The following is an 18085-nucleotide window of genomic DNA, read 5'->3' as shown; positions in this document are numbered from 1 at the left end:
ATGAACATTGCCCTGCAAGACGAAACCGGCGAAGACATCGCCCAAGCCCTGAAAAATGGCTGGTTACCGATCCGCGAGGTGGCGCGCCAGACCGGCGTCAACGCCGTGACCCTGCGCGCCTGGGAACGCCGCTACGGCCTGATCGTGCCCCAGCGCACGCCCAAAGGGCACCGGTTGTTCAGCGCCGAACATGTGCAACGCATCCACGCCATCCTCACCTGGCTCAATCGGGGCGTGCCGGTCAGCCAGGTAAAAGGTTTGATCGACTCCGCCCAGGCCAACCCCGAGCCGATGGAAAATGAATGGCACGCCTTGCGTCAAACCTTGATCACTGCCATTGGCGAATTGGCTGAACGCCGGGTCGACGATGCCTTCAACCAAGCCATGGCGCTCTACCCGCCACGCACCTTGTGCGAGCAGTTGATGCTGCCGCTGCTCAGCGAGCTTGAACAAAAATGGCAGGGTCAATTCGGCGCGCAGATGGAGCGGGTGTTTTTCCTGTCGTGGCTGCGCAGCAAGTTTGGCGCGCGGATTTACCACAACAATCGTCAACTCCACGGCGCTCCGTTGCTGCTGGTCAATCATTCCGACTTACCCCTGGAACCGCACCTGTGGCTCAGTGCCTGGCTGGCCAGCAGCGCCGACTGCCCGGTGGAGGTGTTCGATTGGCCGCTGCCCGCCGGCGAACTGGCCCTGGCGGTAGAACACCTGCAACCGCGCGCGGTGCTGCTGTATTCAAGCAAAGCGCTGCAGGTAGCGGCACTCACCAAACTGCTGGCCGGCGTTGGTTGCCCGATACTGATTGCCGGCCCCGCGGTGTGCATCCACCACGCCGAGTTGGCCGCACTCACCCGTGACCTCCCCGACGTGTTCGTCGCCGAAGACCCGTTGTCGGCCCATCAGATATTGCTCCAGCGTGGAATTGTCTAAATGCATTTGATCTGGCTGCGCACCGACCTGCGCCTTCACGACAACACCGCCCTGGCTGCCGCAAGCCAGCGAGGCCCGGTCGCGGCGGTTTACCTGATCACGCCGCAACAATGGCTGGCCCACGATGACGCGCCCTGTAAGGTCGACTTCTGGCTGCGCAACCTGCAAGCGCTGAGTCAGGCGCTGGCAGCCCTGAATATCCCGCTGTTGATCCGTCACGCCGACACCTGGGACCAGGCGCCCGGCGTATTGAGCCAGCTGTGCCGGGAGCTCAAGGTGCAATCGGTGCACGTCAACGACGAATACGGTATCCACGAGAGCCGGCGCGACGCCGCCGTGGCCCAGGCGTTGGAAGCCCAGGGCGTGACCTTCCAGCGTTACCTGGACCAACTGTTTTTCCAGCCGGGCAGCGTGTTGACCCAGTCCGGCACCTACTTCCAGGTATTCAGCCAGTTCCGCAAGGTCTGCTACACCCGCCTGCACAGCGCCTTGCCGCGCCTGGTGGCAAGCCCCAAGGCCCAGGCGAGGCTCGACGTGAAAAGCGACGTCATCCCCACCCGCGTTGAAGGGTTCGCGCCACCCAGTGAAACCTTGCGCGCCCTGTGGCCCGCCGGTGAAGACGAAGCGCGCCGCCGCCTCGACGCTTTTGCAGACGAGCAAATCAGCTATTACAAAGACGAGCGCGACTTCCCCGCCAAGCCAGGCACCAGCCAGCTGTCCGCCTACCTGGCCGCCGGAGTCGTGTCGCCACGCCAGTGCCTGCACGCGGCGTTGCAGTCCAACCAGGGCGAGTTCGAAAGCGGCGACATCGGCACGATCACCTGGATCAACGAGCTACTGTGGCGTGAGTTCTACAAACACATCCTGGTGGGTTACCCACGGGTCTCGCGCCATCGTGCGTTCCGCCCCGAAACCGAAGCCGTGGCCTGGCGCGACGCGCCCGAGGACCTGGCCGCCTGGCAGCAAGCGCGCACCGGTTTGCCGATTATCGACGCGGCCATGCGCCAACTGCTGGAAACCGGCTGGATGCACAACCGCCTGCGCATGGTGGTGGCGATGTTCCTGACCAAGAACCTGCTGATCGACTGGCGCGAGGGCGAGCGCTTCTTCATGCGGCACCTGATCGACGGCGACTTGGCGGCCAACAACGGCGGCTGGCAGTGGAGTTCATCGACGGGCACCGATTCGGCGCCGTATTTCCGGATTTTCAGCCCGCTGAGCCAGTCGGAAAAATTCGACAGCGAAGGCCTGTTCATCAAGCACTGGATGCCGGAGCTGGCCGCGCTGAACAAGAAGGACGTGCACAACCCGCAAGCCGCCGGCGGTTTGTTCGGCATCGCCGATTACCCGCGCGCCATTGTCGACCTGAAACACTCCCGCGAGCGCGCCCTTGCCGCCTTTCGCAGCCTGCCCACGCGTCCAGAGAGGAGAATGGGATGACCCTGACACCGCCCCGTCGTTATTGGTTGACCGGCGCCAGCAGTGGCATCGGCGCTGCGCTGGCCGTGGAGTTGCTCAACAGCGGCGCCCATGTGGCGCTCAGCTCGCGCACCAAAGGCCCATTGGCAGCACTCGCCCAGCGTTATCCGGGGCAGGTGCTGGTGGTGGCCGGCGACTTGACCAACAGCCAGACCGTACGCGAGATCGGTGAACGAATCGGCGAAGCCTGGGGCTCGCTGGATACGGTGATCCTCAACGCCGGCACCTGTGAGTACGTCGACGCCCGGCAGTTCGATGCGTCGATCATCGAACACGTGGTGCGCACCAACCTGCTGGCCAGCAGTTATTGCATCGAAGCCGCACTGCCGCTGTTGCGTGCCGGGCGTACGCCGCACCTGGTGGGCGTGGCCAGCGCCGTGACCTACCTGCCCATGCCACGTGCCGAAGCCTACGGTGCCTCGAAAGCGGGGCTGCGCTACTTGTTCGAATCCCTGCGCATCAGCCTGTCGCCCGAGAACATCGACGTCACGGTGATCAGCCCGGGGTTTGTCGACACGCCCCTGACCGAACGCAATGATTTCCCCATGCCGTTGAGCTGGTCGGCCAACAAGGCGGCGAAGCATATCTTCGCCAAACTGGAAAAGCGCCCGCTGGAGATCGCCTTTCCGGCCATGTTCATCGCCACCTTGTGGCCGCTGTCGAAGCTGCCTAACCGGGCCCAACTGATCATCGGCAAACGCATGTTGCGCAGCCCGCCGCCGCACAAGGACGACCTGTGAAGATCGCCATTATCGGCAGCGGTATCGCCGGGCTGACCAGCGCCTACCTGCTCAGTCGGCGCCACGACATCACGCTGTTCGAGGCGGGTGACTGCCTCGGCGGGCATACCCATACGGCCAACGTGACGGTCGCAGGCAAAAGTTATGCGGTGGACACCGGCTTTATTGTGTTCAACGACTGGACCTATCCCAATTTCATCCGCCTGCTGGGGCAGATCGGCGTCAGGTTCAAACCCACCGAGATGAGCTTCTCGGTGTGCGACCAGAGCGCGGGGTTCGAATACAACGGCAATAACCTCAACAGCCTGTTTGCCCAGCGCAGCAACATCCTGTCGCCGGGCTTCTGGGGCATGCTGCGCGATATTCTGCGCTTCAATCGCCAGGCGCCGCAGGACCTGCATGAGCAGCGCATCAGCGCCGACATGACCCTGGGTGATTATCTCGACGCCGGCGGTTATGGCCCGCGCTTTATCCGCCACTACATCGTGCCGATGGGCGCGGCGATCTGGTCGATGTCTTTGGCCGACATGCTCAAGTTTCCCTTGCAGTTCTTCGTGCGCTTCTTCAAGAACCACGGTTTGCTGTCGGTGAGCAACCGCCCGCAATGGTGCGTGATTGAAGGCGGCTCCAGCTGTTATATCGAACCGCTGGCCCGCAGTTTCCGCGATCACGTGCGCCTCAACTGCCCTGTGCATAACGTGCAACGCACCGACGACGGCGTGGTTATCCACAGCGCGGCCGGCAGCGAGGCGTTCGATCGCGTGGTCTTCGCCTGCCACAGCGACCAGGCCCTGGCATTGCTCGCCGACCCCAGCCTGGCCGAACAGCAAATCCTTGGCGCCCTGCCCTATGCCGACAACGACGTGGTGCTGCACACCGACACGCGACTGCTGCCCGACCGCAAGCTGGCCTGGGCCAGTTGGAACTACCGGCTGAGCGGCAGTCAGCAGCATCAGGCCGCTGTCACCTACGACATGAACATCCTGCAAGGCATCGACAGCGCCATCACCTTTTGCGTGAGCCTCAACCAGACGCCGATGATCGACCCGCTGAAGATCCTGGCGCGCTACACCTATGCCCATCCGCAATACAGCCTGGCAGCGGTGGCTGCGCAGGCGCGCTGGGAAGAATTGCATGGCGCGCGCAACACGTTCTACTGCGGCGCCTACTGGGCCAACGGTTTCCATGAAGACGGCGTGGTCAGCGCCCTGCGCGTGGCCCAGGCCTTTGGGGAAACCCTGTGAACAGCGCCCTCTACAGCGGCTGGATCGCCCATCGTCGGTTTGCGCCCAAGGCCCATGCCTTTCGCTACCGCATCGGCCTGCTGTACCTGGACCTCAGCGAAGAGGACGCGGTGCTCGCGCTCTCCCCCCTGGCCGGCGGGAGCCGCCTGGCGCCGTTCGGCTTTCGCCAGCAGGACTACCTGCGCCAATTCACGCGCCACGGTATGAGCTTGAGCGACGCGGTGCGCCAGGAAGTCGGCAAGGCCCTGGGGCGCACCCCGCAGGGCGCTATCTGCCTGCTGACCCAGGCCCGCAGTTGGGGCCTGGCGTTCAATCCGGTGAGTTTCTTCTATTGCTTCGAGGCCGACGGGCAACTGGCGGCGATCCTGTGTGAAGTCACCAACACCCCCTGGCGCGAGCGCTATCACTACGTGTTGCCCGCTCAGGCAATGGGCGCCGATGAGCATCAGCACTTCGCCGTGGCCAAGGCGTTCCATGTGTCGCCCTTCCTGCCGCGCGACCTGGAATACCGCATGAGCTTCAGCCCGCCGGCCGCCCGGCTCGGCGTGCACATGGCCGATTGGCAAGGCGCGCATAAAGTTTTCGACGCCACCTTGAGCCTGCAAAAAGAGGCCTTGAACCGCGCCAGCCTGCATCGCTATCTATGGCGCTTTCCCTGGATGACCGCCAAAACTTGCCTCGCGATTTACTGGCAGGCCCTGCGCCTGCTGCTCAAACGCACACCGATTTTCCCCCACCGAGCCGCCGATGGCGCCTCCAGCACCGCAGTCGGGTATACCAAGGACCGCCGCCATGAAATCCCCTAGCTTATCGGTCAAGACCAATCGCCTGAACGTCAACGGCATCAGCGCTGCGCTATTGCGCAAAGGCGTGTTGCGCCAACTCAGCCAATTGCGCCATGGGCAATTGGTGATCGTCGAGGACGGCGAGCGACAAGTGTTCGGCGCACGGGAAGCGCACCTGCTGGGGGAAATCCAGATCCTGGATTCGGCGGCGTGGGGCCTGGTGGCCGCCAACGGCTCTATCGGCGCCGGCGAGGCATTTATCCACGGTTATTGGAGCAGCCCGGACCTGACCGCCGTGGTGCGGGTGATGGTCAGCAACCTCGACGTGCTTGATGCGATGGAGGGTGGCCTGGCCCGCCTGGCGCGGCCGTTCACCCAGGGCCTGCACTGGCTCAACCGCAACACACGCAAGGGCTCGCAGAAAAACATCGCGGCCCATTACGACCTGGGCAACGACCTGTTCGAGGCGTTTCTCGACCCGACCATGATGTATTCGGCAGCGCAATTTCTCAGCGCCGACGACACCCTGGAACAGGCGCAACTGAACAAGCTGGAACGCATCTGCCAGAAACTGTCGCTCAAGCCCACTGACCACCTGCTGGAAATCGGCACCGGCTGGGGCAGCATGGCGCTGTACGCGGCGCAGCATTATGGTTGCAAGGTCACCACGACCACCTTGTCCAAAGAGCAGTTTGCCTACACCACGCAGCGCATCGCGGCGGCGGGTCTGCACAGTCAGGTGACGGTGCTGCTGCAGGACTACCGCGACCTCACGGGTGAGTACGACAAGCTGGTGTCCATCGAAATGATCGAAGCGGTAGGCCATCGCTTCCTGCCCACGTATTTCAAGCAGTGTGCGCATTTGCTCAAACCCGACGGCCTGATGCTGCTGCAAGCCATCACCATCCGCGAACAACGCTTCGAGCAGGCCAAGCACAGCGTCGACTTCATCCAACGCTACATCTTTCCCGGCGGCGCCCTGCCCAGTGTGCAGAACATGCTGCAGATCGTCTGCCGCGACACCGACATGAACCTGCTGCATATGGAAGATTTCGGCCTGCACTACGCACGAACCCTGCGCCTGTGGCATGAGAACTTTCGCCGCGCCCATGGCCGCCTCGCGGAGCTTGGCTACGACGAGTACTTCCTGCGCTTGTGGGAGTTCTACCTGTGCTACTGCGAGGGCGGCTTCATGGAGCGCACGATTGGCACCGCGCAGTTACTGCTGGCTAAGCCGGCGGCAATCAACCCGCCGTTGCTCGGGCGCTTCAGTGCTTAAATCCCTGGCCAATGCCGCGTTGTTCCAGTGCGGCTGGTTTGCCTGTGTGCTCGGCGGCGACAGCCTGTGGCTGCTGGTGGGGCTGGCGGTATTGGTGATCAACCTGCTGTGGATAAGTCCGCTGGCGGATGACGGGGTGCTGATCATCGGCGTGACGCTCGCCGGCACGCTGCTCGACACGCTGTTGCGCACCCTGGGGGTATTCCACTTCAGCGAACCGGGGCCGTTGATTCCGTTCTGGTTGATGTTGCTGTGGGCATTGCTGGCTACCACCTTGCGCCATTGCCTGGCCTGGAGCGCCCGGCCCTGGTGGCGTGCCGCCCTGTTGGGCGCGGTGGGTGGGCCGTTGTCGTATTACGCCGGCAGCCAATTGGCTGGCGTGCAGTTTGGCTATGGACTGGGGCCGACAATGGCCGGGCTGGCGGCACTTTGGGCCGCAGTGTTTGTCGGCATGCAGCGGCTGGCTCACTGACGTCCGTCGCGCATTCCTACACCCATGGCCTGCTTGGCTTACACTGCGCGCCTATGACCAACATCCCTCACATTCAAATCACCGAACCCGCCGTCACCTGCTCGACATGTGCGGCCTGCTGTTGCCAGTTGGAAGTCATGCTGATCACCGACACCGGTGTGCCGCAGCGCTATATCGATACCGACGACTGGGGCGGCGAAGTGATGCTGCGCCTGGATGACGGCTGGTGTGCGGCGCTGGACCGGAACACTATGATGTGCACGATCTATGAGCTTCGGCCGTTGATATGCCGGGAGTTCGAGATGGGGGCGCCGGAGTGCCTGGAAGAGCGTGCCGGTATTGCTACGGTCTATCGCTGAGACTGAAATGAGTGGGGATCCAAATGTGGGAGGGGGCTTGCTCCCGATAGCGGTGTGTCAGTCAGTACATTTGGCACTGATACACCGCAATCGGGAGCAAGCCCCCTCCCACATGGTTTTGCGCTGGGTTTTACAACGGCATGGTGTAGTGCAGCGCGTAGCTCTCTACCCCATCGTTGTTGCTGCTGATTCCGGCGTTGGAATAATGCGTGGCGCGAATGCCCACTTCATGTCCGCCGGCAAACCGCAGGCCGAAACCCAGGCGGTCTTCGAACTGGAAGGACTGGCCGATGTTGTTGTCTTCCAGTTTGGTGCGGGAGAACAACGCCACGCCGATCCCGGCTTCGATGTAGGGTTTGACCGACTCGCCGGCAAACTCATACACAAACACCGGCGAGAACGACAGGCTGCTGGCGCCTGCACGGTCATCACCTTCCCAATACGTGTAAGCGCCGCTCCAGTAGCCTGTCAGGCGACCGACATTGCTCTGCATCCAGCTTTTGTCCCAATCCGAGGTCAGGCCCAGACGGTAGGTCAGCGTTGAATCGCTGGTGCTGCCCAGCCCGAACTCCAGGCCGGCGGCCTGGGTGGTAATAGAGTGTCCCACCATCACAGCCGCAATAGCAGCCATACAGAACAAGCGCTTCATAGAAACTACCTTTGCGAACGAAGTTGTTGGTTATTTACAGGCCATCTCGCTATAGAAGCTGACGTAGAGCCAGAAGTTCAGCGAGATTTCACGAAATTTTCACGAGGCGAAGCTTCGCACAACTCCAGGATGTTTCCAAAGTGTCGGTAGGATATTTCTTAGGTGATACACATCGCCGCTGGTCCAGAACTGCGCAGGCAGCGGTGAAGAGGCCGATGCGCCGCTGGTCAGCAACCCGCGTTCGCCCAGTAAACGCTTGAGCTGGCGCGCGACGGCGGCGCCGGTGTCGATCAGGATAATGCTCGGGGGCAGCATCTGCGCCAGCAGTGGCTTGAGGAAAGGGTAGTGGGTACAGCCGAGGATGATGGTGTCGCAGCCAGCGCTGAGCAGCGGTTCGAGGTAGCCCTGCAATAACTGGCGCAGCGCCGGGCTGTTCAGGTCGCCGGTCTCAATCAGCTCCACCAGGCCCGGACAGGGTTGGGTAATCACCCGCACGTCGGTGGCGAAACGGTCGAGCAAGGCGGCGAACTTGGCGCTTTGCAGGGTGCCGGTGGTGGCCAGCACGCCGACCACGCCGCTGCGTGTCGCGGCAGCCGCCGGTTTTACCGCAGGCTCCATGCCGACCAGGGGCCAGTCGGGGTAGTCCTGGCGCAAATCGGCAACAGCGGCGACCGTCGCGGTGTTACAGGCGATCACAAACGCCTTGGCGCCCTGCCCGCGAAAAAACTCGGCGACCCGGCGCGAGCGTTCGCGGATGAAGGCCGGGGTTTTCTCGCCATAGGGGATGTGCCCGCAATCGGCCACGTACAACAGTGACTCCTGGGGTAACAACTGCTGGATTTCGTCCAGTACCGACAAGCCGCCGACCCCGGAATCGAACACACCGATGGGCGCGTCCTTAACCATGTTGCGTCCCGCACACGCTGCAACCAGGGTCGCGTTTGACGCGCAACTCACGAAAGCGCGTGGTCAACGCATCGATCAGCAACAAACGCCCTACCAGCGGCTCGCCAAACCCGGCCAACAGCTTCAAGGCTTCCAACGCTTGCAGGCTGCCGACCAGCCCCACCAGAGGGCCGACCACGCCGGCTTCGCTGCAGGTCAGTTCGGTGTCGCTGCCATGCCCGTATAAGCAGTGGTAGCACGGGCTTTCGGGGCGACGTGGGTCGAAGACAGACAACTGCCCTTCAAGGCGAATCGCCGCGCCGCTGATCAACGGTTTGCCGGCCATGACACAGGCCGCGTTGACCGCTTCGCGGGTGGAAAAGTTGTCGCTGCAATCGAGCACCACATCGACTGCGCCGACCGCTGCCGCCAACGAATCGGCATCCAGCGCGGCGCGGTGAGCGAGCAGCGCGACCTCGGGGTTGAGGGCGCTCAGCCGCCCCATGGCCGAATCGACCTTGGTCTGCCCCACGCTGTCGCTGTCGTGGATGATCTGGCGCTGCAGGTTGGTCAGGTCGACCGTGTCGAAATCCGCCAGATGCAACTCACCTACGCCAGCGGCGGCCAGGTACAGCGCAACCGGCGCACCCAGCCCGCCCAGCCCGACGATCAACGCACGGCTGTTTTTCAAGCGCAACTGGCCGTCGATGTCGACATGCTGCAACAGAATCTGTCGGCTGTAGCGCAACAGCTCCTGGTCGCTCAGCACGGGCGGCGTCCCAAGGTGATGCGCTCATGGCCGCCGAGGTCGATGCGGCTGTGCACCTCTTCAAAGCCTTCACTGAGCAACAGCTCGCGCACGGCCGAAGCCTGGTCGTAACCATGCTCCAGCAACAGACGGCCACCGGCATTCAAGTGGGCAGGCGCCTGTTTGATGATCAGGCGCAGGTCGTCCAGCCCGTCGTCGCCGGCCACCAGCGCACTGGCCGGCTCGAAGCGCACATCGCCGGCTGCCAGGTGTGGATCGTTGGCGGCGATATACGGCGGGTTGCTGATGATCAGGTCATAGGTGTGGCCTTGCAACGCGCCGAACCAATGGCTAGTGAGCACCACTGCGTTATTGAGGTGCAGCCGCTGGCGGTTGCGCTCGGCCAAAGCCACCGCTTCAAGCACGCGGTCGACGGCCGTGACTTGCCACATCGGCCGTTCACTGGCCAGGGCCAGGGCGATGGCTCCGCTGCCGGTGCCCAAATCCAGGACATTGGCGGATGTGGCCGGCAACAATTCCAGGGCGGTTTCCACCAGCAGTTCGGTATCCGGACGCGGGATCAGCGTGTGGGGGGCGACCTCCAGGTCCAGCTTCCAGAAGCCTTGCTGGCCGAGGATATAAGCCACCGGCTCACCGCCGCGACGGCGTTGCAGGTAGCCGGCAAAGGTCAGGGCGTGCTCGCTGCTGACGATCTTTTCCGGCCAGGTGTGCAGGTAGCTGCGGGACTTGCCCAACGCAGCGGCCAGCAGCAATTCGGCATCCAGGCGCGCGGTGGGCGAGTCGGGCAGGTCGGCGGCACGCAACAGGCTGGCGATGATGGTCATTTATTCACCTATCGCCGCCAATTGATCGGCTTGGTATTCGGCGAGCAGCGGCTCGATCACGGCATCGACGCCACCGGCGAGAATTTCATCCAGGGAATACAGGGTAAGGTTGACTCGGTGGTCGGTGACCCGGCCCTGGGCAAAGTTATAGGTGCGGATGCGCTCGGAGCGGTCGCCCGACCCCACCAGCAGCTTGCGCTCGCTGGCAATCGCGTTGGCGGCGGCGCTGGTCTGCTGGTCATTGAGCTTGGCCGACAGCCAGGACATCGCCCGCGCACGGTTCTTGTGCTGGGAACGTTCTTCCTGGCATTCCACCACAATGCCGGACGGCAAGTGAGTGATGCGGATCGCCGAGTCGGTCTTGTTGACGTGCTGGCCGCCCGCGCCCGACGAGCGGTAGGTGTCGACGCGCAAGTCCGCCGGGTTGATCTCGATCACTTCCTGCTCGTCCGGCTCGGGCAACACCGCCACGGTGCACGCCGAGGTATGGATACGGCCCTGGGACTCAGTCGCCGGAACACGCTGCACACGGTGCACGCCGGATTCGAACTTCAGCTTGCCGTAGACGTTATCGCCCTCGACCCGCGCGATGACTTCTTTATAGCCGCCGTGCTCACCTTCGTTCTCGGAGAGGATTTCCACGCGCCAGCCGCGGCGCTCGGCGTAACGCGAGTACATGCGGAACAGGTCGCCGGAGAAAATCGCCGCCTCGTCGCCACCGGTGCCGGCGCGGATTTCGAGGAACACGTTGCGCCCGTCGTTAGGGTCTTTGGGCAGCAACATGCGTTGCAGGTCGCCTTCCAGCTCGACGAGCTTTTCCTTGGCCTCGCGCACTTCTTCCACGGCCATTTCGCGCATGTCCGGGTCGCTGTCTTTGAGCAGCGCCTGGGCGCCCTCAAGGTCGGCCTGCACTTTGAGCAGGTGCTTGTAGGTGGCCACAATGGGCTCGACTTCGGCGTATTCCTTGGAATAGGCACGGAACTTGGTTTGATCGGCAATGATCTCGCCATCGCCGAGCAAGGCGGTCAGTTCTTCGAAACGGTCCTGGAGCACATCCAGTTTATTGAGCAGTGACGCTTTCATTGCGGTTTTTTATCCGAAGAGCTGTCTGACGCGCCCTCACCGAGGGCAAAGAGTTCCTGAGCCATGGCCAGCGCATCAAGGCGGCCTTCGGCAGTCAATTTTTTAAGCTGTACGCTGGGGGCGTGGAGCAGCTTGTTGGTCAGGCCACGGGCCAACTGCATCAACACGTCTTCGGCGCTGCTGCCATTGGCCAACAAACGCTGGGCCTTGATCAGCTCCTCATCGCGCAGGCGTTCGCCCTGCTGACGATACGCCTTGAGCACATCCACCGCCGCCAGTTCACGCAGGCGCACCATGAAATCTTCAGCGCCGGTGCTGACCATTTCCTCGGCAGCCTGGGCGGCGCCCTGACGACTCTTGAGGTTTTCGGCGACCACTTCGTGCAGATCATCGACGCTGTAGAGGTAAACGTCGTCCAACTCGCCTACTTCTGGTTCGATATCCCGGGGAACGGCGATATCCACCATAAAGATCGGTTTGTGCTTGCGCAGCTTCAACGCGCTCTCGACCGCGCCTTTGCCCAGGATCGGCAACTGACTGGCGGTGGAACTGATGACGATGTCACTGCGCACCAGCTCAGCCGGGATGTCCGACAGCAGCACGGCGTGCGCACCGAACTGCTCGGCGAGGATGCTGGCGCGCTCAAGGGTGCGGTTGGCCACCACAATGCGCTTCACACCCAGTTCGTGCAGGTGACGCGCGACCAGGGTAATGGTTTCGCCGGCACCGATCAGCAACGCCTGGCTGCGCTGCAAGTCGCTGAAAATCTGCTTGGCCAGGCTGACGGCGGCAAACGCCACGGAAACCGGGTTCTCGCCAATGGCTGTGTCGGTGCGCACCTGCTTGGCGGAATTGAAGGTGGCCTGGAACAGGCGGCCCAGCAGCGGGCCGACCGTGCCGGCCTCGCGGGCCACGGCATAGGCTGACTTCATCTGGCCAAGAATCTGCGGTTCGCCCAACACCAGCGAATCGAGACCGGATGCCACGCGCATCATGTGACGAACGGCCGCATCGTCTTCGTGCACGTAGGCACTGGCGCGCAGGTCATCGAGGCTCAAATGGTGGTAATCGGCCAGCCAGCGCAGCACGCCATCGGCAGACAGGTGTTCCTGCTCTATATAAAGCTCACTGCGATTGCAGGTCGAAAGGATTGCAGCTTCGCGGCTGTCGGTAAGCCGGCAGAGCTGCTGCAAGGCCTCAACCAACTGCTCTGGCGTAAACGCTACGCGCTCGCGCACGTCTACCGAGGCAGTCTTGTGGTTAATACCGAGTGCGAGAAAGGCCATTCACTATCGCTGATGATGTCGGGAAGCCGACAATTGTCCTACTTCGAAAGATCCAGAACAACCACCGTCGTCTATTGTCCCTATACGTTGTGCCTATAAAGGCATCCATTGAGACTCGGTTATGTTTGGCCGAAGGCTTGTGTCATGATGATCCGACCGCAGGTTAGTCGTCCTCTTCCTATATGAATAGATCTTCCGCGTTGCTCCTTGCTTTTGTCTTCCTCAGCGGCTGCCAGGCCATGGCACCCGTGTCGCCGGACGCTACAGCGCCGGTGGAAGACAGCACCCCCGCCCCTGAAAAGCCCAAGGTTTATTCCTCGTTCAGCGAAGAAACGGTCTACAGCCTGCTGACCGCAGAACTGGCCGGCCAGCGTAATCGCTTCGATATTGCCCTGGATAACTACGTGACCCAGGCCATCAATACCCAGGACCCCGGTATTTCGGAACGCGCGTTTCGCATCGCCGAGTACCTGGGCGCCGACCAGGCTGCGCTGGACGCCTCGCTGATCTGGGCAAAAAACGCCCCGGACGACCTGGAAGCCCAACGGGCGGCAGCTGTGCAGCTGGCACGCGCCGGGCGCTATGACGATTCCATGGTCTATATGGAAAAAGTCTTGCAGGGCAAGGGCGACACGCATTTTGACTTCCTTGCGCTGTCAGCCGCCGATACCGACCAGGACACGCGCAATGGCCTGATGAAGAGTTTCGACCGCCTGCTGCAAAAGCATCCGAAGAACAGCCAGCTGATTTTCGGCAAAGCCTTGCTGCTGCAACAGGACGATGAAGCCGACGCCGCCCTCAAGTTGCTGGAGCAGAACCCGCCGGAAGACGGTGAGATTGCCCCGATCCTGCTACGCGCCCGCCTGCTGCAGAACCTCAACCGCGGCAAGGAAGCGATTCCGCTGCTGGAAAAAAGCATCAAGAAATATCCGGACGACAAGCGCCTGCGCCTGACTTACGCGCGGATGCTGGTTGAGCAGGATCGGATGGAAGACGCCAAGGTGCAGTTCGCCAATCTGGTCCAGCAATACCCGGACGATGACGAACTGCGTTATTCCCTCGCGCTGGTGTGCCTGGAAGCCAAGGCCTGGGACGAGGCCAAGGGTTATCTTGAAGAGCTGGTCGCGCGCGAAAGCCATGTGGACTCGGCGCACCTGAACCTGGGCCGCATCGCTGAAGAACGCAACGACCCGCAAGCGGCCTTGCTCGAGTACGCCCAGGTCGGCCCGGGCAATGATTACCTGCCGGCCCAGTTGCGCCAGGCCGATATTCTGATGAGCAACGGTCGTACCGACGAAGCGGAGAAACGCCTGGCCGCGGCCCGCGATGCCGAACCGGACTACGCGATCCAGCTGTATCTGATCCAGGCCGAGACTTTGTCGGCCAACAACCAGGGCGAACGCGCCTGGAAATTGTTGCAACAAGCGTTGCTGCAATACCCCGACGACCTCAACCTGCTCTACACCCGCGCCATGCAGGCAGAAAAACGCAACGACCTGGCGCAGATGGAAAAAGATCTGCGCCTGATCATCAAGCGCGACCCGGACAACGCCATGGCCCTCAACGCCCTGGGCTACACCTTGTCCGACCGCACAACGCGCTACGCCGAAGCCAAGGTGCTGATCGAACAGGCCCACAAGCTCAACCCGGAAGACCCGGCCGTGCTCGACAGCCTGGGCTGGGTCAACTATCGCCTGGGCAACCTCGACGAGGCCGAGCGCCTGCTGCGCCAGGCGCTGGAGCGCTTCCCCGACCAGGAAGTAGCCGCCCATCTGGGCGAAGTGCTGTGGGCCAACGGCAAGCAACGCGAAGCGCGACAAATCTGGGAAAAATTCCTCAAGGAACAACCCGAAAGCCCCATCCTGCGCGGCACCATCAAGCGCCTGACCGGATCCGAGACCCTATAAGCTTATGTTCTTGCGCCACGTTATCGTTTTCAGTTTCATCGCCCTGCTCGCCGGTTGCGCGGGTGTAGGCAACCGCGAATCCGTTGAAGGCCAGGGCAACCCGGCACAATGGCAACAGCACAAGGACCAGCTCAGCAGCATTGACGGCTGGCAGATCGAAGGCAAGGTCGGGGTGCGCGCACCGAAAGATTCCGGCAGCGGCACCTTGTTCTGGCTGCAACGCCAGGATTACTACGATATTCGTCTTTCAGGCCCGCTGGGGCGCGGTGCCGCTCGCCTGACCGGTCGGCCGGGGCAAGTCAGCCTTGAAGTGGCCAACCAGGGCCGCTATGAAGCGACCTCGCCGGAAGAACTACTGGAGCAGCAGATCGGCTGGAAGCTGCCCGTTTCACATCTGGTCTGGTGGGTGCGCGGCCTGCCCGCGCCGGACAGCAAAAGCCGCTTGAGCCTCAATGGTGACAGTCGCCTGGCCTCCCTGGAGCAGGACGGTTGGCAGGTCGAGTACCTGAGCTACGTGCAACAGAACGGCTACTGGCTGCCCGAGCGCATCAAACTGCACGGCACCGACCTTGACGTCACGCTGGTGATCAAGGACTGGCAACCGCGTAAATTGGGGCAATAACGTGACTGTCGCAACACTGACGCTGCCCTCTCCCGCCAAACTCAACCTGATGCTGCACATCCTGGGCCGTCGTGAAGACGGCTACCACGAGTTGCAGACGCTGTTTCAATTTCTCGACTACGGCGATGAACTGACCTTCGCCGTGCGTGACGACGGCGTGATCAAGCTGCACACCGCGTTCGAAGGCGTGCCCCACGACAGCAACCTGATCGTGAAGGCCGCGAAGAAACTTCAGCAGCAATCCGGCTGCCCACTCGGCATCGATATCTGGATCGATAAGATCCTGCCCATGGGCGGCGGCATCGGTGGTGGCAGTTCAAATGCCGCGACCACCCTGCTCGGCCTCAACCACTTGTGGCAACTGGGCTGGGACCTTGATCGCCTGGCCGTACTGGGCCTCACACTCGGCGCCGACGTCCCGGTTTTCGTGCATGGGCATGCCGCATTTGCCGAGGGCGTGGGGGAGAAACTGACCCCCGTGGAGCCCGAAGAGCCGTGGTATCTCGTGCTGGTGCCGCAAGTATCTGTAAGTACAGCAGAAATTTTTTCAGATCCGTTGTTGACACGTAACTCTTCTCCCATTAAAGTGCGCCCCGTTCCCAAGGGAAACAGTCGAAATGACTGCTTACCGGTTGTAGCAAGGCGTTATCCAGAAGTACGTAACGCTTTGAATTTGTTAGGTAAATTTACCGAAGCAAAATTAACCGGAACTGGAAGTTGTGTGTTTGGGGGCTTCCCAAGCAAAGCTGAAGCTGATAAAGTCTCGGCCCTTCTTACAGAGACCCTTACAGGGTTTGTAGCAAAAGGAAGCAACGTTTCGATGTTGCATCGCAAGCTGCAAAATCTGCTCTAAAAGGAATCGAGTGTTAGGCACTCGTTGCAACAGATACAGGGGCGTCGCCAAGCGGTAAGGCAGCAGGTTTTGATCCTGCCATGCGTTGGTTCGAATCCAGCCGCCCCTGCCATTTTCTAATACTCATCCAGGTTACCCTCAGCCTCTAGGTACTGCGCGTGTCCAAGATGATGGTCTTTACGGGGAATGCCAACCCCGATCTGGCTCGACGTGTCGTACGTCAGCTGCATATCCCTCTCGGTGACATCTCTGTCGGTAAATTCTCCGACGGCGAAATTACTGCCGAGATCAATGAAAACGTTCGCGGTAAAGACGTCTTCATTATTCAGCCGACCTGCGCTCCGACCAACGATAACCTGATGGAACTCGTCGTGATGGCTGATGCCTTCCGCCGCTCCTCAGCGACTCGAATCACAGCTGTAATCCCTTATTTTGGTTATGCCCGTCAGGATCGCCGTCCGCGCTCCGCACGTGTGGCCATCAGCGCGAAAGTCGTTGCTGACATGCTGACCGTGGTAGGTATCGACCGTGTTCTCACGGTTGACCTGCACGCTGACCAAATCCAGGGGTTCTTCGATATTCCAGTAGATAACATCTACGGCTCCCCCGTCCTGGTGGATGACATCGAAGACCAACGCTTTGAAAACCTGATGATCGTGTCCCCGGACATTGGTGGCGTCGTGCGTGCACGGGCTGTCGCCAAATCCCTGGGCGTGGACCTCGGTATCATCGACAAACGCCGCGAGAAAGCCAATCACTCTGAAGTGATGCATATCATCGGTGATGTCGAAGGGCGTACCTGTATTCTGGTTGATGACATGGTCGACACCGCCGGCACCCTGTGCCACGCGGCGAAAGCCTTGAAAGAGCACGGTGCCGCAAAAGTCTTCGCCTACTGCACACACCCTGTGCTGTCGGGCCGAGCGATCGAGAACATCGAGAACTCCATGCTGGACGAACTGGTGGTGACCAACACCATCCCGTTGTCCGCTGCAGCTCAAGCCTGTTCGCGTATCCGTCAACTGGATATCGCACCGGTAGTTGCCGAAGCGGTTCGCCGCATCAGCAACGAAGAATCGATCAGCGCGATGTTCCGCTAAGGGTCAAACCTGCGGACCATTTCACTGACGAAAAGCGCCCCGCCCCAGCATTCCGCTGGGGCGGGGCTTTTTTGCCCATATCGCCTTTAGCGCTGGTCGCAAACGCTGGGGCGAATGTGGTTATTTTGGAGATACAACATGAACGATTTTACTCTGAATGCTGAAGTGCGTTCCGACCTGGGGAAAGGTGCGAGCCGCCGCCTGCGTCGTCTCGCAAGCCTGGTTCCAGCTGTAGTTTACGGTGGCGACAAAGCCCCTGAATCCATCAGCATGCTGGCTAAAGAAGTTGCCAAACTGCTCGAAAACGATGCTGCCTACAGCCACGTTATCGAACTGAACGTCGGTGGCACCAAGCAGAACGTGATCATCAAAGCCCTGCAACGTCACCCGGCCAAAGGCCACGTGCTGCATGCTGACTTTGTACGCGTTATTGCCGGCCAGAAACTGACCGCCATCGTTCCAGTGCACTTTGTTGGTGAAGAAGCTCCGGTCAAGAAAGGTGGCGTTGTTTCCCACACTACTACCGAGCTGGAAGTAAGCTGCCTGCCGAAAGACCTGCCTGAGTTCATCGAAGTCGACCTGTCGGCTGCTGAAATCGGCACCATCATTCACCTGTCCGACCTCAAGGCCCCTAAAGGCGTTGAGTTCGTTGCACTGGCTCACAACGACGACAAGGCTGTTGCCAACGTCCACGCGCCACGTGTTGTAGCAGAAGATGAAGCAGGCGAAACCGCTGCCGAGTAATGCTCTGTGCAGCGTCGGAGCTTGAGGAAACATCGCGGACCGAAACGTAGCGAGAAAGCGGGCGATAACGCGAAG

The 18085-nt window shown here is 61.4% G+C and carries 19 protein-coding genes and 1 tRNA gene; 14 read left to right on the top strand and 6 right to left on the bottom strand.

The features are described 5' to 3' along the window. The 8 genes from C4J92_RS03985 to C4J92_RS03950 are packed head-to-tail and all read left to right on the top strand — an operon-like array spanning position 1 to position 7288. Positions 1–930 carry a MerR family transcriptional regulator gene (locus C4J92_RS03985; RefSeq protein ID WP_124403032.1) on the top strand — a complete coding sequence of 310 codons (930 nt, stop codon included), beginning with the start codon at positions 1–3 and terminating at the stop codon, positions 928–930. Beyond that, entirely contained in the window at positions 931–2370 is a 1440-nt protein-coding gene (phrB, locus tag C4J92_RS03980; RefSeq protein ID WP_124403031.1) for a deoxyribodipyrimidine photo-lyase, read from the top strand. Beyond that, positions 2367–3149 carry an SDR family oxidoreductase gene (locus C4J92_RS03975; protein WP_124403030.1) on the top strand — a complete coding sequence of 261 codons (783 nt, stop codon included), beginning with the start codon at positions 2367–2369 and terminating at the stop codon, positions 3147–3149. The genes phrB and C4J92_RS03975 overlap by 4 nt, the downstream gene beginning before the upstream one ends. Next, complete coding sequence (locus C4J92_RS03970; protein WP_124403029.1) at positions 3146–4393, top strand: NAD(P)/FAD-dependent oxidoreductase; 1248 nt, start codon at positions 3146–3148, stop codon at positions 4391–4393. The genes C4J92_RS03975 and C4J92_RS03970 overlap by 4 nt, the downstream gene beginning before the upstream one ends. Further along, the gene (locus C4J92_RS03965; protein ID WP_124403028.1) at positions 4390–5199 is read left to right on the top strand and encodes a DUF1365 domain-containing protein; all 810 of its coding nucleotides are present in this window, start codon (positions 4390–4392) and stop codon (positions 5197–5199) included. Before C4J92_RS03970 ends, C4J92_RS03965 begins: the two co-directional genes overlap by 4 nt. Beyond that, on the top strand, positions 5186–6457 hold the full coding sequence (locus C4J92_RS03960) for a cyclopropane-fatty-acyl-phospholipid synthase family protein (protein ID WP_124403027.1): 1272 nt from the start codon (positions 5186–5188) through the stop codon (positions 6455–6457). The genes C4J92_RS03965 and C4J92_RS03960 overlap by 14 nt, the downstream gene beginning before the upstream one ends. Beyond that, a complete protein-coding gene (locus C4J92_RS03955) occupies positions 6450–6929 on the top strand; it encodes a DUF2878 domain-containing protein (protein ID WP_124403026.1) in 480 nt (159 codons plus the stop codon). Before C4J92_RS03960 ends, C4J92_RS03955 begins: the two co-directional genes overlap by 8 nt. A gap of 53 nt (positions 6930–6982) precedes the next feature. Beyond that, on the top strand, positions 6983–7288 hold the full coding sequence (locus tag C4J92_RS03950) for a YkgJ family cysteine cluster protein (RefSeq protein WP_124361204.1): 306 nt from the start codon (positions 6983–6985) through the stop codon (positions 7286–7288). Positions 7289–7418: 130 nt separating this feature from the next. Here C4J92_RS03950 and C4J92_RS03945 read toward each other — a convergent pair whose 3' ends face one another. From C4J92_RS03945 to hemA, 6 genes are all read right to left on the bottom strand, one after another. Further along, positions 7419–7937 carry an acyloxyacyl hydrolase gene (locus tag C4J92_RS03945; protein WP_065888032.1) on the bottom strand — a complete coding sequence of 173 codons (519 nt, stop codon included), beginning with the start codon at positions 7935–7937 and terminating at the stop codon, positions 7419–7421. A 99-nt stretch (positions 7938–8036) separates the two neighbouring features. Continuing rightward, positions 8037–8843, bottom strand: a complete 807-nt coding sequence (gene murI / locus C4J92_RS03940; RefSeq protein ID WP_124403025.1) for a glutamate racemase — start codon at positions 8841–8843, stop codon at positions 8037–8039. Continuing rightward, a complete protein-coding gene (locus C4J92_RS03935) occupies positions 8836–9591 on the bottom strand; it encodes a molybdopterin-synthase adenylyltransferase MoeB (RefSeq protein ID WP_124403024.1) in 756 nt (251 codons plus the stop codon). The genes murI and C4J92_RS03935 overlap by 8 nt, the downstream gene beginning before the upstream one ends. Beyond that, positions 9585–10415, bottom strand: coding sequence for a peptide chain release factor N(5)-glutamine methyltransferase (gene prmC / locus C4J92_RS03930; RefSeq protein WP_124403023.1), 831 nt, complete (start codon positions 10413–10415; stop codon positions 9585–9587). The genes C4J92_RS03935 and prmC overlap by 7 nt, the downstream gene beginning before the upstream one ends. Then, positions 10416–11498, bottom strand: a complete 1083-nt coding sequence (gene prfA, locus C4J92_RS03925; RefSeq protein WP_124403022.1) for a peptide chain release factor 1 — start codon at positions 11496–11498, stop codon at positions 10416–10418. Then, positions 11495–12784: a glutamyl-tRNA reductase gene (gene hemA, locus C4J92_RS03920; RefSeq protein ID WP_124403021.1), complete on the bottom strand. Its 1290-nt coding sequence runs from the start codon at positions 12782–12784 to the stop codon at positions 11495–11497. Before hemA ends, prfA begins: the two co-directional genes overlap by 4 nt. Before the next feature lie 182 nt (positions 12785–12966). Between hemA and C4J92_RS03915 the strand changes: the two genes are divergently transcribed. The 6 genes from C4J92_RS03915 (at position 12967) to C4J92_RS03890 (ending at position 18010) form a co-directional block, all read left to right on the top strand. Then, on the top strand, positions 12967–14691 hold the full coding sequence (locus C4J92_RS03915; protein ID WP_124361197.1) for a tetratricopeptide repeat protein: 1725 nt from the start codon (positions 12967–12969) through the stop codon (positions 14689–14691). Positions 14692–14695: 4 nt separating this feature from the next. Next, positions 14696–15313, top strand: a complete 618-nt coding sequence (gene lolB / locus C4J92_RS03910; RefSeq protein WP_124365751.1) for a lipoprotein insertase outer membrane protein LolB — start codon at positions 14696–14698, stop codon at positions 15311–15313. Positions 15314–15362: 49 nt separating this feature from the next. After that, entirely contained in the window at positions 15363–16166 is an 804-nt protein-coding gene (ispE, locus tag C4J92_RS03905; RefSeq protein WP_256657489.1) for a 4-(cytidine 5'-diphospho)-2-C-methyl-D-erythritol kinase, read from the top strand. A gap of 37 nt (positions 16167–16203) precedes the next feature. Continuing rightward, positions 16204–16278 (top strand) — tRNA-Gln (locus C4J92_RS03900). A 46-nt stretch (positions 16279–16324) separates the two neighbouring features. After that, positions 16325–17266 carry a ribose-phosphate pyrophosphokinase gene (locus C4J92_RS03895; RefSeq protein WP_003208392.1) on the top strand — a complete coding sequence of 314 codons (942 nt, stop codon included), beginning with the start codon at positions 16325–16327 and terminating at the stop codon, positions 17264–17266. 138 nt (positions 17267–17404) lie between these two features. Further along, complete coding sequence (locus C4J92_RS03890) at positions 17405–18010, top strand: 50S ribosomal protein L25/general stress protein Ctc (RefSeq protein ID WP_124361194.1); 606 nt, start codon at positions 17405–17407, stop codon at positions 18008–18010. Positions 18011–18085 lie beyond the last annotated feature (75 nt).

It is taken from the genome of Pseudomonas sp. R3-18-08, from assembly GCF_003852065.1.
Taxonomy (GTDB): domain Bacteria; phylum Pseudomonadota; class Gammaproteobacteria; order Pseudomonadales; family Pseudomonadaceae; genus Aquipseudomonas.
Note: the sequence above shows the minus strand (reverse complement) of the source record. Positions and strands in the feature narration are given on the sequence as shown.